Origin of the sequence: Streptomyces sp. S.PB5, from assembly GCF_030403745.1 — a bacterium.
Taxonomy (GTDB): Bacteria; Actinomycetota; Actinomycetes; order Streptomycetales; family Streptomycetaceae; genus Streptomyces.
This window is the reverse complement of sequence record NZ_JAQMWP010000006.1, coordinates 504,189-517,505: the sequence shown is the minus strand read 5'-3', so window position 1 is coordinate 517,505 and position 13,317 is coordinate 504,189. Positions and strand designations below refer to the sequence as shown.

The 13,317-nt window shown below is 70.7% G+C and carries 8 protein-coding genes, 2 tRNA genes, 3 pseudogenes and 1 riboswitch; of the genes and pseudogenes, 3 read left to right on the top strand and 10 right to left on the bottom strand.

What is annotated here, in order from left to right; translation table 11 throughout:
• Positions 1-123: 123 nt before the first annotated feature.
• The 5 genes and pseudogenes from PH203_RS18895 to PH203_RS18875 form a co-directional block, all read right to left on the bottom strand.
• On the bottom strand, positions 124-1,170 hold the full coding sequence (locus PH203_RS18895; protein ID WP_289921268.1) for a M23 family metallopeptidase: 1,047 nt from the start codon (positions 1,168-1,170) through the stop codon (positions 124-126).
• Between the two features lie 12 nt (positions 1,171-1,182).
• Positions 1,183-1,340: riboswitch (cyclic di-AMP (ydaO/yuaA leader) on the bottom strand.
• 244 nt (positions 1,341-1,584) lie between these two features.
• Positions 1,585-2,459 (bottom strand): annotated as a pseudogene (locus PH203_RS18890) (PP2C family protein-serine/threonine phosphatase); the annotation flags it as partial.
• 227 nt (positions 2,460-2,686) lie between these two features.
• Positions 2,687-2,760: transfer RNA gene (locus PH203_RS18885), tRNA-Met, on the bottom strand.
• 84 nt (positions 2,761-2,844) lie between these two features.
• Positions 2,845-4,068, bottom strand: a complete 1,224-nt coding sequence (locus PH203_RS18880) for an alginate lyase family protein (protein WP_289921266.1) — start codon at positions 4,066-4,068, stop codon at positions 2,845-2,847.
• Between the two features lie 169 nt (positions 4,069-4,237).
• Positions 4,238-4,891, bottom strand: a complete 654-nt coding sequence (locus tag PH203_RS18875) for a TetR family transcriptional regulator C-terminal domain-containing protein (RefSeq protein ID WP_289921265.1) — start codon at positions 4,889-4,891, stop codon at positions 4,238-4,240.
• Between the two features lie 183 nt (positions 4,892-5,074).
• Here PH203_RS18875 and PH203_RS18870 point away from each other — a divergent pair.
• Positions 5,075-5,481 (top strand): annotated as a pseudogene (locus PH203_RS18870) (histidine kinase); the annotation flags it as partial.
• A pseudogene (locus PH203_RS18865) lies at positions 5,475-5,776 on the top strand (DNA-binding response regulator); the annotation flags it as partial. The pseudogenes PH203_RS18870 and PH203_RS18865, both read left to right, overlap by 7 nt.
• A 9-nt stretch (positions 5,777-5,785) precedes the next feature.
• Here PH203_RS18865 and ribA read toward each other — a convergent pair.
• Positions 5,786-6,427 carry a GTP cyclohydrolase II gene (gene ribA / locus PH203_RS18860; RefSeq protein ID WP_289921264.1) on the bottom strand — a complete coding sequence of 214 codons (642 nt, stop codon included), beginning with the start codon at positions 6,425-6,427 and terminating at the stop codon, positions 5,786-5,788.
• A 147-nt stretch (positions 6,428-6,574) separates the two neighbouring features.
• On the bottom strand, positions 6,575-7,078 hold the full coding sequence (locus PH203_RS18855) for a MarR family transcriptional regulator (RefSeq protein WP_289921262.1): 504 nt from the start codon (positions 7,076-7,078) through the stop codon (positions 6,575-6,577).
• Between the two features lie 85 nt (positions 7,079-7,163).
• On the opposite strand from PH203_RS18855, the gene PH203_RS18850 reads away from it, so the two are divergent.
• On the top strand, positions 7,164-8,279 hold the full coding sequence (locus PH203_RS18850; RefSeq protein ID WP_289921260.1) for a dihydrofolate reductase family protein: 1,116 nt from the start codon (positions 7,164-7,166) through the stop codon (positions 8,277-8,279).
• Positions 8,280-8,376: 97 nt separating this feature from the next.
• Here PH203_RS18850 and PH203_RS18845 read toward each other — a convergent pair.
• The 3 genes from PH203_RS18845 to PH203_RS18835 form a co-directional block, all read right to left on the bottom strand.
• Positions 8,377-8,449, bottom strand: a tRNA-Lys gene (locus PH203_RS18845).
• 99 nt (positions 8,450-8,548) lie between these two features.
• Positions 8,549-10,102 carry an amino acid permease gene (locus PH203_RS18840; RefSeq protein ID WP_289921258.1) on the bottom strand — a complete coding sequence of 518 codons (1,554 nt, stop codon included), beginning with the start codon at positions 10,100-10,102 and terminating at the stop codon, positions 8,549-8,551.
• A 48-nt stretch (positions 10,103-10,150) separates the two neighbouring features.
• Entirely contained in the window at positions 10,151-13,240 is a 3,090-nt protein-coding gene (locus PH203_RS18835; protein WP_289921256.1) for a VCBS repeat-containing protein, read from the bottom strand.
• Positions 13,241-13,317: the final 77 nt, after the last annotated feature.

Here is a 13,317-nt window from a genome sequence, read left to right as displayed (position 1 = left end):
GTGCGGACCGGCCGTCGTACGCCCGCTCTCGGACGCGAAAAACCGACAGCCCTGACGTCGGGGGGTTTGCGTCAGGGCCGTCGGTGATCAGGGGAGGCTCTCAGGGCCTCACACCTCGGAAGCTCAGGGGTTGAGCCCCTTGCTCCGCAGCCACGCCAACGGGTCGATCCCGGAGGACGAACCGCCCGGGTGGCACTCCAGGTGCAGATGCGCACCCGTGACATTGCCGGTCGCGCCCACGCGCCCGATGACATCCCCGGTGTTGACCTTCTGCCCGACGCTCACGCTGATCGACGACTGGTGGGCGTACCAGAGCTCGGTGCCGTCGTCGAGGGTGAGGACGGTCTTGTAGCCGTACGAACCGTCCCAGCCGGCCTGGGTGATGGTGCCGCTGTGGATCGCCTTGATGAGCGTGCCCGTGGGAGCGGCGAAGTCGAGGCCCGTGTGGTACCCGGAGGACCACAGGGAGCCGGCCTGACCGAAGGTCGAGGTGATGGTGTAGGAGGAGGTCGGCAGCGCGAACTGCTTGGCGAGCTCGGCGAGACGCTTGGCCTCGGCCTCCTTCGCGGCCTTCTCCTCCGCCTCCTTCTTCGCCTCGGCGGCCTCGTCCGCGGCCTTCTTCAGCGCGGCGGCCTCGGCCTTGGCGGCCTCGTCGGCGAGGGCGGTCTGGGTGGCGAGCTGCGCCTTGTTGTCGACCTGGGTCTGCTGGCTCTCGGCCTGCGCCATGATCCGGCTGCGCAGCGACTCACCGGCGCCGGCGACGGCCTGGGTGGTGTCCGCGCTGGCCGGGGCGACCGCGGAGCCCGCGGCGGCGAGATCGCTGAGCGCGGTGGCCGAGCCCTGCGGTGCCTCGTCCTCGTCCGAGACGAAGGGCAGGTCGGGCATCGAGATGGAGACCGGCGGCTTGCCGGTGTTGGCGCTGGCCATGCCGGCCCCGCCGACGGCGGCTATGACACCGACGCCCAGAACGGTGGAGCTGCGGGCGAATCCGCCGCTGCGCTGCTTGGCGACGCGATGCTTGCCGCGGACCGGCCGGATGGACTCCTCGGTGGGATTCCATTCCTCCCGCGGGCCCTCGTCATGGTGGTAGCTGCCGTAGCCGAAGACATCGGTGGTGGTGCGCTGGCTCGGCACGTACGGGGCCTCGGGGGCAGGCCGGTTCGACGCCACGTGGGGCGTACTCCTTTCCTTCCTCTCGCCTACCGGGTTAGCTGACGGGTTCGGAGCAGGAAGGTCTCCTACGCGCGTATACCTGCCGTGAGTTCACGGTGGTGTTCGCGCGATTCACCCCAGGGTTGGTGGTTCCCCGGCTCCCTTGCGGGATTAAGCGCGTGAGCACGGAGCCGCCTCTTGTGACGGCTGGGACGACCGCGCTGCGTTATCGAACGTTAATAGACCCGGACCATGGTTTCCAAGCTGTTCCGCTTGATCGTTAACCTTTTTCGGCTGGACGTACGGGTCGATGAGCGGCGAAAAACGGGCGAGTTGACCTCACCTCAGCCATCTCACAGATGTTGACGGTGTGTCAGTTGTTATGCGGAGGGCGGTCGCCCGATCACTGCACGTGATATGTGTGCTCGGCGTTCAGGGCCGTCGTAGGGCAAGCAGCGCCATGTCGTCCGTGGTGCCGCCCCCGGCATGCCGGCGCACCTCCGCGGCGAGCGTGGCCAGCAGCGCCCCCGGCTCGCGGAAACTGCGCCCCGCCGGCCGTGCCGCCGGATCGTAGAACTCCCCGCGCCTGTCCCGCGCCTCGGACAGCCCGTCGGTGTAGAGCAGCAGCGTGGCCCCGCCGGGAAAGCCGGCCTCCTCGGCCCGGTCGGGCCAGTCCCCCAACTCGCCCGTCCCGAGCGGCAGCGCGGGCTCGGCGGCGGGCAACGGCCGCACGGTCCCGTCGGGACAGAGCAGCAACGGCGGCGGATGGCCCCGGTTGACGATCCGTACGAACCCGTCGCCGTGCGGGAGTTCGGCCAGTACGACGGTGGTGAACCCCTCGAAGGCATCGAGCCCCTCGCGCCGCGTGCCCTCGCGCGCCAGCGCCCGCTCCAGCCTCCCCCAAGTCTCGGCTTCGCTCGCCCCGGGGGGACCCCCACCGCGACCGCCTCCAGCGTGGCCTCCTGCTCGGCGGCCTCCCGGAACGCCCCGACGACGACGGCGACGGCCGCGACCGCCCCCATCCCCTTCCCGCGTACGTCCCCCACGACCAGCCGCACCCCGTACGGGCTGTCCTGCACCGCGTACAGGTCCCCGCCGATGAAGGCGTCCTTCTGCGCCGCCTCGTACCGCGCCGCGATCTCGAACCCGCCGATCCGGTCGTCGGGCTGCGGCGGCACCGCCCGCTGGGCGGCCTCGGCGATCCGGCGCTGGGAGGCGAGCCGCTGGTCGCCGCGGCGCACGACACGGTTGAGGACGGCGGCCAGGACGGCGACCACGGCCACCGTGAGCGCCTCGGTGAGCGTGTCCGCGTCCAGGTGGAAGCCGTACCGCAGGTGGACGGCGAAGGAGACGACCAGAGCCACGGCCCCGGTGACGACGGCGACGCGCCACCCCTGCGTCGCTTCTTGATCCACATCCCCAGGTTTCCCGGACCCGGGCCGGGCGGCGAGCGGTGTGGCCCGACCGGGGGAAACGCCGGGGAAAACACTCAGGGCCGGAATCCAGTGACTGGATTCCGGCCCTGAGCCTTGAGTAGCGGGGACAGGATTTGAACCTGCGACCTCTGGGTTATGAGCCCAGCGAGCTACCGAGCTGCTCCACCCCGCGTCGGTGAAACCAGCATACGCCATCCGCGGGACGCCCAGCACCACGGTTTATTGGCGGCGCTGCTGACCTGGAGTTTTGGCCCTGTCAGTCGCCGGGGTTGCCCGCGTGGGTCAGGGTCTCCCACGAGACGAACAGATCATCCGTGCCGGCCGGGCGGGTCTCCTCGGCGAGTTTGCGGGCGGCCGGGACGGAGAGGTCGAGCCGGTCCTCCAGGTGGTTGAGGGCGACCTCCAGGTCCGGGCCCATGTTCCGGTCCACCTTGCCGCCGCACAGCCAGACGGGAGCGGTCTCCCCGGCCTGGTACCGGGAGTGGAAGGCGAGCGTGGCCTTCAGCCGGTCCTTGATCTCGCCGTACAGGTCGACGCCCTGGTGCCAGGCGGTCTCGGCGATATGGGCGGTGGCGGCGATGGAGTAGCCGACGTGCTTGAGGTTGCGGCAGGTCTCCTGGGAGATGCCGTCCTTGTAGGTCTTCTGCCCGAACCAGTACGTGGTCAGCTTCGCGGGCGTGTTCACACCGGACCCCTTCGGCGTGAGCGGCACACGCCCGTCCTTCTCCAGGTAGAAGTAGGCGGGCACGCGCTCGCGGAAGCGCTCCAGGGCATGGTCGAAGGCCGCGCGATCCTCAAGAAAGACGGCGATGCCGATGGCCGCGTCGGTCATGACGAGGTCCCAGTTCCCGTTGTAGCCGGGCACCTTCCGGGTGACGGTCGGCAGATAGGCGCTCCGCAGCATCTCCTGGAACCGCGCGACCCGGTCCGCCGGCCACCCGGCCCCCTCGCTGTGCCGCACGATCTCCGCGGCCCGCGCCCAGGTCGCCCCCGCCCACCCGGTCTGCAGCCCGGCGTCCTCCTCGGTGTGCCGCCGCATCTTCGCCGACCAGGCGTCCATGATCTCCCGCGCCTTCACGGCATGCTGCCGCTTCCCGGTGATCCGGAACAGCAGCGCCTGCGTATAGGCGGCGATGGCGTCCTCACGTTCCTCGACACACCCGTGCGCGGCCCGGTCGGCATGGTCCCCACCGGGACATTCCACACTCTCGTACGGCTCCGCCCGGTACTTGTACGCCCCGTACTTGCTGTCCCGCATCCCGAAGTACGCCTTCAACCACGGCTGTTCCCCCGCGGTCACCTTCTCCCGTACGGCGTCCAGCTGGGCGTCACTGACCAGCACGCCGGGGTGCGTGAACTCCGCGTCGGGGGGCAGCGCCCGGGCCATGGTGCGGGTACCGGCGTCGGTGCCCGCACAGGCGGTGACGAGGAGGGGGGTGAGCAGAAGTGCGGCGACGGCACGGAAACGGGCTGACCTCATAGGGGCAGCGTCACCCGGGGGGTGCGGGGGCGCAGGATCTGTTGGGCCGATGGGAGGGGTTGGGGGGCCGGTCGAACTCCGGGAGGGTGTCCGGCGGCTTCGGCGAGGCAGTGAGGCGGTGAGGCCGGCGAAGCCGGAGACGGCCGTCAAGGACGGTCCGTCTCCGGGCTCAGTCTCCCGCCGGGGTGGCGAGGAAGTCCGCCCCCGCCGTCGAGACCGCCCCCAGCAGCCTCCGGACGCCGGCCCGGGCCCGGTCGTAGGGCTCGTCCGAGTCCGTCAGGACGGACTGGAGGTTCGCGGCCTCCCAGAGGGCGATGACTTCGAAGGCGAGTTGAGCCGTGTCCGCACCGGGTGCGAGTTCCCCGGTGTCCAGGGCTTCGGTGAGGGTCTGCCGGACCAGCGTCCGCCACTCGGTGTCGGCGGCCCGCAGGGCGTCCTGGACGGGGCCGGGGCGGGAGCCGTACTCGGTCATCGCCTTCTGGAAGAAGCAGCCGCCGGGGAAGACGCGGCGGCTGGAGTAGCGGAGCCAGGACTCGCTGAGGGCCCAGAGGCGGTACAGGCCGGGCGGGTGGGCGAGGGCGGGGGTGACGACCGTGTCCAGGTAGATGCGGGACGCCGCCCTGATCGTCGCCAGCTGGAGTTCCTCCTTCGAGCCGAAGAGGGCGAACACCCCGCTCTTGCTCAGCTGCAGCTCGGTGGACAGACGGCCGAGGGACAGGGAGTCGAGGCCCTCCAGGGAGGCGATCGCGACCGTACGACGGAGGACCAGGCGGCGCGTGCGGTTGCCTCGCTCCACTCGCCCGTCGAGGCGCTGCTCGGTCACGTCGTACTCCTCGTCATGGCCTGCCGCGTCCTGGCCTGCCGTCGGGAGGCGGAGTGTGAGGCGGAGTGTAGTGAAGCAGGGGACGACCATGAGGACGCAGACGGGTTTCGGGAGCGGGCCACCCCCCTCGTCGTGGAGCTCGCGGGCGATGACGGCCGCGTGCGGGGCGAGGAGCCGGCCGCCACCCGTGCCGACGCGATCGCCGTGCACGGGGCCGAACTCCGGCGTATCGAGCGGGACCTGCACGACGGTGCCCAGTCCCGGCTCGTCGCGCTGTCCGTGCGGTTCGGGCTCGCCAAGCGGGCCTACGGGCGTGGCCCCGAGGCCGCCCGCAGGCTCCTGGACGAGGCGCAGGACCAGGCGTGGTCGCCGAGGCCCTCACCAACGCCGCCGTACACGGTGGTTCGGCCCGGTCCGACGTCCGCCTCGTGCGCACCGAGCGCGGGCCGTGGGGGCGGGCCGATGAGAGCGGCGGTTCCGGACTGCCCGGGATGCGCCGCCGGGGCGCCACGCTCGACGGGACCGTCCAGGTGTCCAGCCAGGTCGGAGGGCCGACCGTGATCGAAGCGGAGCTGCCAGGGGTGTGGTGATCGCCGAGGACAACGCCCTGCTCAGAGAGGGCCTGGTGCTCCTTCTGAGCTCCGCCGGGCGCGAGGTCGTCGCCGTCGGCACCGGGTCCGAGATCATGCCCGCGCTGCCGCAACGCCGGCCCGACGTCACGGTCCTGGAGGTACGGATGCCGCCGGGGTTCCGGGACGAGGGGCTCAAGGACCGGGTGGGCCGGGTCGACGCGTTCCTGGACGCCCTGAAGCGGGGCGCGGACGGCGGTACGGCCCTGGACCCGAGGTCGTCACCGAGCTGCTGACCCGCCGCAAGGACACCCCGCTGAGACCGTCAGCCCGCGCTGAGCTCCGTCAGCTCGCCCAGCGGCAGCGTGTGCTGGGTCTGGAGGACCTTGGCCCGCAGGTAACGGACGTTGTGGGCCGTGGTGAAGACCCCGGTCGGCACCCGGTCGCGGACGTCGATGCCGAGGCCGCGCAACTGGCCCGCCTTGTCGGGGTTGTTGGAGAGCAGGTCCAGCTCGCCGATGCCCAGGGACGTCAGCATCTGCGCGGCCGCCGTGTAGTCGCGGCCGTCCTCGGGCAGGCCCAGCGCGGTGTTGGCGGCGTAGGTGTCGAGGCCCTGGTCCTGGAGGGCGTACGCGTCGAGCTTGTTGTAGAGGCCGATGCCGCGGCCCTCCTGCCGCAGGTACAGCAGCACCCCGCCCCGCTCGGCTATCCGCTCCACGGCCTCGCGCAGCTGCGGTCCGCAGTCGCAGCGGGCCGAGCCGAAGACGTCGCCGGTGAGGCACTCGGAATGCAGTCGCACCAGCGGGACGGTGCCGGGGGCCGGGTCGCCGAGGACGACGGCCACGTGCTCCTGGCCGTCGGTCAGTCCGTGGAAGGTGACCAGCTCGGCGTCGACGCTGTAGCCGTCTCCGAAGCGCAGGGGTACGCGGACGCGGGAGCGCTGGGTGGCGGCGGGGATGTTCGGCATGCGGGTTCTCCGGTCCGTAGGTCCGTAGGCATACGTGCTTCAGATTTGAAGCACGTCTACGGTTCGAGACCCTACCTCATGCTTTAAATTTGAAGCAACAGCTATATGGCGCTCGTCACGAACCGTGCCGGTCACAAACCGTGCCGGTCACGAACAGGACGGCGACGACCGCCGCCGCCACGGCACCTCGTCCCCCGTGTCCGTCTGCAGCCCCTCCGCGATCGCCCTGGAGATCTCCTCCAGCTGCCCCACCTGCTCCTCGGTCAGCCGGTCGAAGAGGGCGGAGCGGACCGTCTCCACATGTCCCGGCGCCGCCCGCTCCACCTCCGCCATGCCCTCGTCCGTGAGTGCGGCGATGCTGCCGCGCTTGTCCCACTGACAGCTCTCCCGCCGGACCAGTCCGTCCTTCTCCAGCCGGGTCACGGCGTACGTCAGCCGGGGCCGGGTGATCTTCAGCCCCTCGGCGAGATCAGTCATCCGCAGCCTGCGGTCCGGCGCCTCGGAGAGGGTGGCGAGGATGGAGTAGTAGAGATGCGGCATGCCGGCGTCCTGCTGGAGCTGCCGGTCGATCGCGTCCTCCAGAAGGTGCGACGCGGCGATGTACGCGCGCCAGGCGCGTTGCTCCTTGGGCGTGAGCCAGCGAGTCGTCATGCCGCCAGTGTAGGTTTGTTTCAAACTTGAACCAAGACGTGCATGTCACAGAGTCTTGCCCGCTACAGCGAGAGGGACCGCGCCGATGCCCCACCCGTACGTCCTCCTCTCCGCCGCCGTCTCCCTGGACGGCTACCTGGACGACACCAGCCCCGACCGCCTGCTCCTCTCCAGCCCGGCCGACTTCGACCGCGTCGACGAGGTACGGGCCTCGGTCGACGCGATCCTCATCGGCGCCGGCACCATCCGCGCGGACAACCCCCGGCTGCTGGTGAACTCGGCGGAACGCCGCGCGGCCCGAGTGGCCGCGGGCAAGCCGGAATACCCCCTCAAGGTCACGGTCAGCGGCTCCGGAGACCTCGACCCGACCGCAAAGTTCTGGCACACCGGCGGCGACAAGGTCGTCTACACGACGGACAAGGGCGCGGAGCGGGCCCGTACGGCGGGACTGGCCGCCAGCGTGGTCTCCCTGGGCCCCGACCTGGACTGGCCCGGCCTCCTGGACGACCTGTCCGCCCGGGGTGTCGAGCGGCTCATGGTCGAGGGCGGCGGCACGATCCACACCCAGCTCCTCCAGCAGGGCCTCGCCGACGAACTCCAGCTGGTCGTGGCACCTCTGTTCGTCGGCACCCCGGACGCCCCCCGCCTTTTCGGCCCCGGCGCCTACCAGCCCGGCCGACTCCGCCTGATCGACTCGCGGCAGATCGAGGACGTCGTCCTCATGCGCTACGAACCCACGGCGCCCGGGGGCACGGCCGCCGACCGCCACTGGCTGCGCCTCGCCTGCGAACTGGCCACGCTGTGCCCGCCCTCGGAGACGGCCTTCAGCGTGGGCGCGGTGGTGGTCGCCGCCGACGGCACGGAACTCGCGCGCGGCCACTCCAGGGAGGGCGGCGACCCCGTGGTCCACGCGGAGGAGGCCGCGCTGGCGAAGATCGACGCGGGAGATCCTCGTCTGTCCTCGGCGACGGTCTACAGCAGCCTGGAACCCTGCGCCCGACGGGCCTCCCGGCCGGCGCCCTGTGCGCGGCTGATCCTGGACGCGGGGGTGCGGCGGGTGGTGACGGCCTGGCGGGAGCCGGACACGTTCGTGGTCTCGGCCGACGGGAACGGGCTGTTGGCGGGGGCGGGGGTGGAGGTCGTCGTGCTGCCCGAGTTCGAGGAGCGGGCCAAGGAGCCGAATCTGCATCTGCTGGGGTGAGTCGGGGCCCCGGAACGACGAAAGCGCCCCGGACGATCAAGTTCGACCGGAGCGCCGCGCCACAGGTCGACACGGGTTTCCCCGCTGACCCGTTCGGTAGGCCGTGTGGGACTCGAACCCACAACCAATGGATTAAAAGTCCACTGCTCTGCCAATTGAGCTAACGGCCCTGGCGATGTTGCCTCCCCGAGCATAGCCGGACGCGGCCGTGTCTCCGATCGGGTATCGGTGACACGGCCGTGCCGACCGCATGGGACTGGACCCAAAGATCACGGATCAACCGGTTCGGGCGCCCCCTTGCGGGCGGCTTCGCGGGCCCGGGTGCGCTCGTGGTCGGGGTTGAGGAACCAGTGCCGGGCCGAGGCGAACCACCAGGCCGCCGCGAAGCCGAGGACGGCCAGGACGGCGACCGGGGCGTAGTTGAAGGTCTCCGCGGTGACCGGCGAGACCTGCGGCAGCATGAACAGGACCGTGATCACGCCGACCCACACCACCGACACGATCCCGATCGGCCGGGACCAGCGGCCCAGGTGCCACGGGCCCCGCTGGAACGACTCGCCCTTGCGCAGCCGCAGCAGCGTCGGGATGACGTACGCGATGTAGAGCCCGATGACGGCGATGGACGTCACCGCCGCGTACGCCGTCACATTGATCAGGTACGGCAGGCCGAGGACGAGCGCACCGCCCGCCGCCAGCCACACCGCCGCGACGGGCGTCCGGGTGCGGGGGCTGACCGTGTGCCAGATGTGCGAGAAGGGCAGGGCACCGTCGCGGGAGAAGGCGTAGATCATGCGGCTGTTGGCCGTCACGGACGCCATCCCGCAGAACAGCTGGGCCCCGATCACGACGAGCAGCAGCAGCTTGCCGGCGGTGGCGCCCAGCGCGTCGAGGAGGATCTGCGCCGGGGGCGCGCCCGTCGCGGAGTTCAGGGCGCCGTCGTAGGACTGGATGGCGAAGGTGAAGCCCAGCAGAAGGACGAACCCGGCGATCCACGACGTCCAGATCGACTGCACGATCCCCTTGGGTCCGGCCGTCGAGGCGTCGTGGGTCTCCTCCGTCATATGGGCGGAGGCGTCGTAGCCGGTGAAGGTGTACTGGGCCATCAGCAGGCCGAGCGCGACCACGTACACCCCGCTCCCCCAGCCCGTGTTGTTGACGAACTCCGTGAACACGAAGGACGCGGACTGGTGCCGGTCGGGTACGAAGGTCAGCGCGCCGACGATCACCGCGACGCCGATGACGTGCCACCACACGCTCACGCTGTTGAGGAGGGCGACGATCCGCACGCCGAAGGTGTTCAGCAGGCCATGCAGGACGAGGATCCCGGCGAAGAGCAGGATCGTCCGCCCCGGCGTCACCTCGAAGTCGAACTGGAGGTTCAGGTAGGCGCCCAGGAAGGACGCCGCCCCGAAGTCGATGCCGGCGGTCACCGCGACCTGCCCGAGCACGTTGAACCAGCCCGTGAACCACGCCCAGGCCGCCGCCGTCCGCGGGGGCGCCAGCCGGTGCGCCCAGAAGTACAGGCCCGCCGAGGTCGGGTACGCCGAGCAGATCTCCGCCATCGAGAGCCCGACGAACAGCGTCATCAGCCCGACGGCGACCCATCCCCATGTGATCACCGCGGGGCCGCCGGTGTTCATGCCGAACAGGTACAGCGTCAGGCACCCCGACAGGACCGAGATGATCGTGAAGGAGACCGCGTAGTTGGAGAACGCCGACATACGGCGGGCCAGAACCTGTGTGTAGCCGAGCTGGGCAAGGCGTTCCTCATCGGAGAGTACGGAGACCCCCGACTGCCCACTCGCTATGTCGTCTTCTGTCATGCCCCCAGCGATTCCCTCACCGGGGGCGTGACACACGTCACAGCATGGCTAAAAAATGCCCTTGTAGCCCTGCCAGCCGGTGGCGATCTTCGTCCGCGCCCCGAACGACCCCTTGCCGTTGCCGTTGTTGCGCCAGAGGTTGCCCGCGGTGTCCCGGGAGACCAGGTCCGCCTTGCCGTCCCCGGTGATGTCCCCGACCCCGACGACCACGTTGTAGGAGCCGCCCCAGTTCGAGAAGACCTTCGCCCGGGCCGTGAACGTCCCGTTGCCCTTGCCGTAGTACCGGTACAGGTTGTTCGACTTGTCCTGCGCGAGCAGATCCCCGACACCGTCACCGTTGAGGTCCCCGGCGCCCACAACCTTCTTGTACGTCTTCCAGTTGTCGTAGAGCTTCATGCGCGCGGAGAGCTTGCCGGTACCCGTGCCCTTGTAGAGGTAGACGGCGCCGGTGGAGGCGTTGCGGGCGATCAGGTCGGGGAGGCGGTCGCCGTTCACGTCACCCGGCGCGGTCAGTACGTCGTACTGCGTCCAGCCGGAGCTGCCGAGCGTCGTGTACGCCGTGGACGGTGTCAGCTCCGCGCCGCAGCCCGGCTTGTAGAGCCGCAGCGCGCCCGAGCTGTAGCGGACGAGGACGTCGTTGCAGCGGTCCCCGCTCAGATCGCCGACCGGGACGAACCTCGCGCCCGTCGGCCAGCCGGCGCCGGTGGTCTTCCCCGCGAACGTGCCCTTGCCGGTGCCGTGCTGGAAGGTCAGGCCGCCGGAGGAGTTGAGGGTGAGCAGGTCGCCGATGCCGTCGTCGCCGATGTGGTCGTGGCGTACGGGCTCGGCCTTGGTCAGCCGGGCCGTGCCCTTGACGGTCAGCGGATCGCCGACGCCGTCCGCGGGGGTGACGGTGAGGGTCCAGTCGTAGGTGCCGTTCGGCGCGAACGCGTCCCCGGTCCTCGTGGAGTCGGCACCGTGCCAGCCGACGGTCAGCTCACCGCGCGCGGCCGTGCCGTCCCGGCCGTCCGTGTAGGTCTTGCCGGTCGCGCGGTTGCGCGCGGTCAGGGCCCAGTCGGAGGACGGCTTCGACAGCAGGACGGTGGCCAGGGTGTCCGGGACCGTGTCGATCGTGCTCGCCGAGACGAACGGGTTCGCCGTGACCGGCGCGAGGAGCCGCAATGGCTGCTGCGGCACCCCGGAGGGCACGAGGTGCACCTGCTCCCGGTCGTCGGCGTAGGCCGCGTTGGCGCCCGCCTCGTCCACCGTCCACCGCACATCGCGCTGCGAGACCCCGGTGTCGGGGAGGTCGCCGATGACCCGGCCGGACGCGGTCCCGCCGGCGACCGTCGTCAGCACCAGCTTTCCGGCGGCCTTGTCGTGCGTGACGACATACCCGTCACCGAGCTTGGCCTCGCCGACGGGGACCGGCACGGACGTGGCCGTCGAACGGTCGTACACACCCGCCTTGCCGTCGCACGTCCAGTACAGATAGCGGCCGAGGGCCTGGAGTTCGGTGGGGGTGCAGCCGGCGTCGGTCGTCAGCGTCTCGGTGGTCTTCTTCGTGCTCAGGTTGTACGCCGTCACCGTGCCGGGAGTCGCGCCCGCCGTCCACAGGACGTCACCGTCGAGGGCGGCGGCACCGGGGGCACGGGTCACCTTGGGGCCGGAGGTGTCGCCGAGCTTGAGGACGATCTGCTGGGTCGCGGTCGTGTGGATCAGGTACTGCCCGGAGACGTCGGTGATGCGTCCGCCCTGCGGGACGTTCACGGCCCAGTAGCCGTACTGCGCCGGCCCGTTGGCGACCAGCCGGTCGGAGGTCTCCGAGTAATCGGAGAGCCAGACGGCACGGTTGTCGGCAGTGCCGAAAATCCGGCAGCCGCCCTCCTGCTCCGGGCAGTCGTAGAGCATCACGTCGGTCCCGTCGTACGAGGAACGCGCACCGAATGCGGGAGTTCCGGTCGCGGCGACGGTCCGGACGTAAGTGTCGCGCGTGCTGCCCCAGCTCTCGTCCGCGACCAGGAGCCGCCCCTGCTCCAGAGCGAGCCCCTGGATGGCGTACGGCGGTTTCGGCAGCGCCTTGACGAGCGTGACGACGGGCTTGCCGGTCTCGTCGCCGTGGATGCGATGGATGCCCCAGTCGTCGGAGCCGGTGCGGCCGATGACGACGGAGTTGCCGCTCGGTGAGGCGGAGATGCCGGCGTTGGCGGCGGGGAGCAGGGTGACCGGGTCGCCGCCCGCGATGGGAACCGCGGTCACCGCGGCCCTGCCGGCGGGCTGGTGCACGATCCAGCCGCCGACCACCGAGAGGTCGCTCGCGGGGTAGGTGGCCTCGGCATTGTCGAGGGTCACTTCGACGGGGGCCGCCGAGAGGTCGGCGCGGGAGTACACGTAGACCTTCGAGGAGGCCCGTCCCGCGTAGTGGACCAGGTAGTCGGGCGAGATCTCGACGTAGGGGTTCCCACTGGGGCGGGGCTGCGTCCAGCTCTGGACCAGGCCGGTCGCCGGATCGACGGCCACCGTCCGGATCGTGCCCTCGAGCCCGGCGGTGAAGAGGAGTCCCGTGGCGTCACCGCGCAGGGGTGAGCCGATCTTGAGCCCCGCGGGCATGCCCCTGACGACCACGTCCCGCGTGCTGCCGTCGGGGGCCGCGCTCAGCAGATGGGTGACCCGGGTCGTGGTGCCGTCCTCGGCGGTGATGTTCTCGAAGGTGACGACGGTGTCACCGAAGATCCCGGACGCCATGGTGTGCCCCGCGGGCACCTGAATGGTGCTGGTCGTTCCCTCGCCGGCGTTCCACAGGTCCACCCTGCCGCCGGTGTAGAGGTGCGCCAGGACGTCGTCGCCCGTCCCCCTGGTGACGTACGAACCCCCGGTGGGGGCCGGGGCGTTGAAGGTCCTGCCGTCGGCGTAACGCGTCCACACCACCCCTGAGTGGCCCTCCAGCCGGTGGAAGACGCCCTGACTGCCCGTGCCGTCACCGCCGTAGGTGGTGGCGTAGTCGGTGAGGCTCGCCCCCGTGTACTGATCCCGGAACGTCGCCGGCACCACCGTCTCCTGCGCGGTGTCCGCGGCAGCGGAGAACGGCAGCAGCGGGCTCAGACCGGCAGCGAGTATCGCGGACGCCCCCAGCAGCCGTACGAAGGCATGACGAGCCAAGATGAACCCTCCCCAGAAGCACGAGAGGAAGCGGCTCACACTGGGCTCCCCGGCCCCGGCCGTCACATCCCTCTCAG

Coding starts and splice junctions, on each gene's coding strand:
- PH203_RS18840 (WP_289921258.1), bottom strand. CDS start 10,102: ATGACAGAAGACGACATAGCGAGTGGGCAGTCGGGGGTCTCCGTACTC.
- PH203_RS18855 (WP_289921262.1), bottom strand. CDS start 7,078: ATGACGACTCGCTGGCTCACGCCCAAGGAGCAACGCGCCTGGCGCGCG.
- ribA (WP_289921264.1), bottom strand. CDS start 6,427: ATGCCGAACATCCCCGCCGCCACCCAGCGCTCCCGCGTCCGCGTACCC.
- PH203_RS18880 (WP_289921266.1), bottom strand. CDS start 4,068: ATGAGGTCAGCCCGTTTCCGTGCCGTCGCCGCACTTCTGCTCACCCCC.
- PH203_RS18850 (WP_289921260.1), top strand. CDS start 7,164: ATGCCCCACCCGTACGTCCTCCTCTCCGCCGCCGTCTCCCTGGACGGC.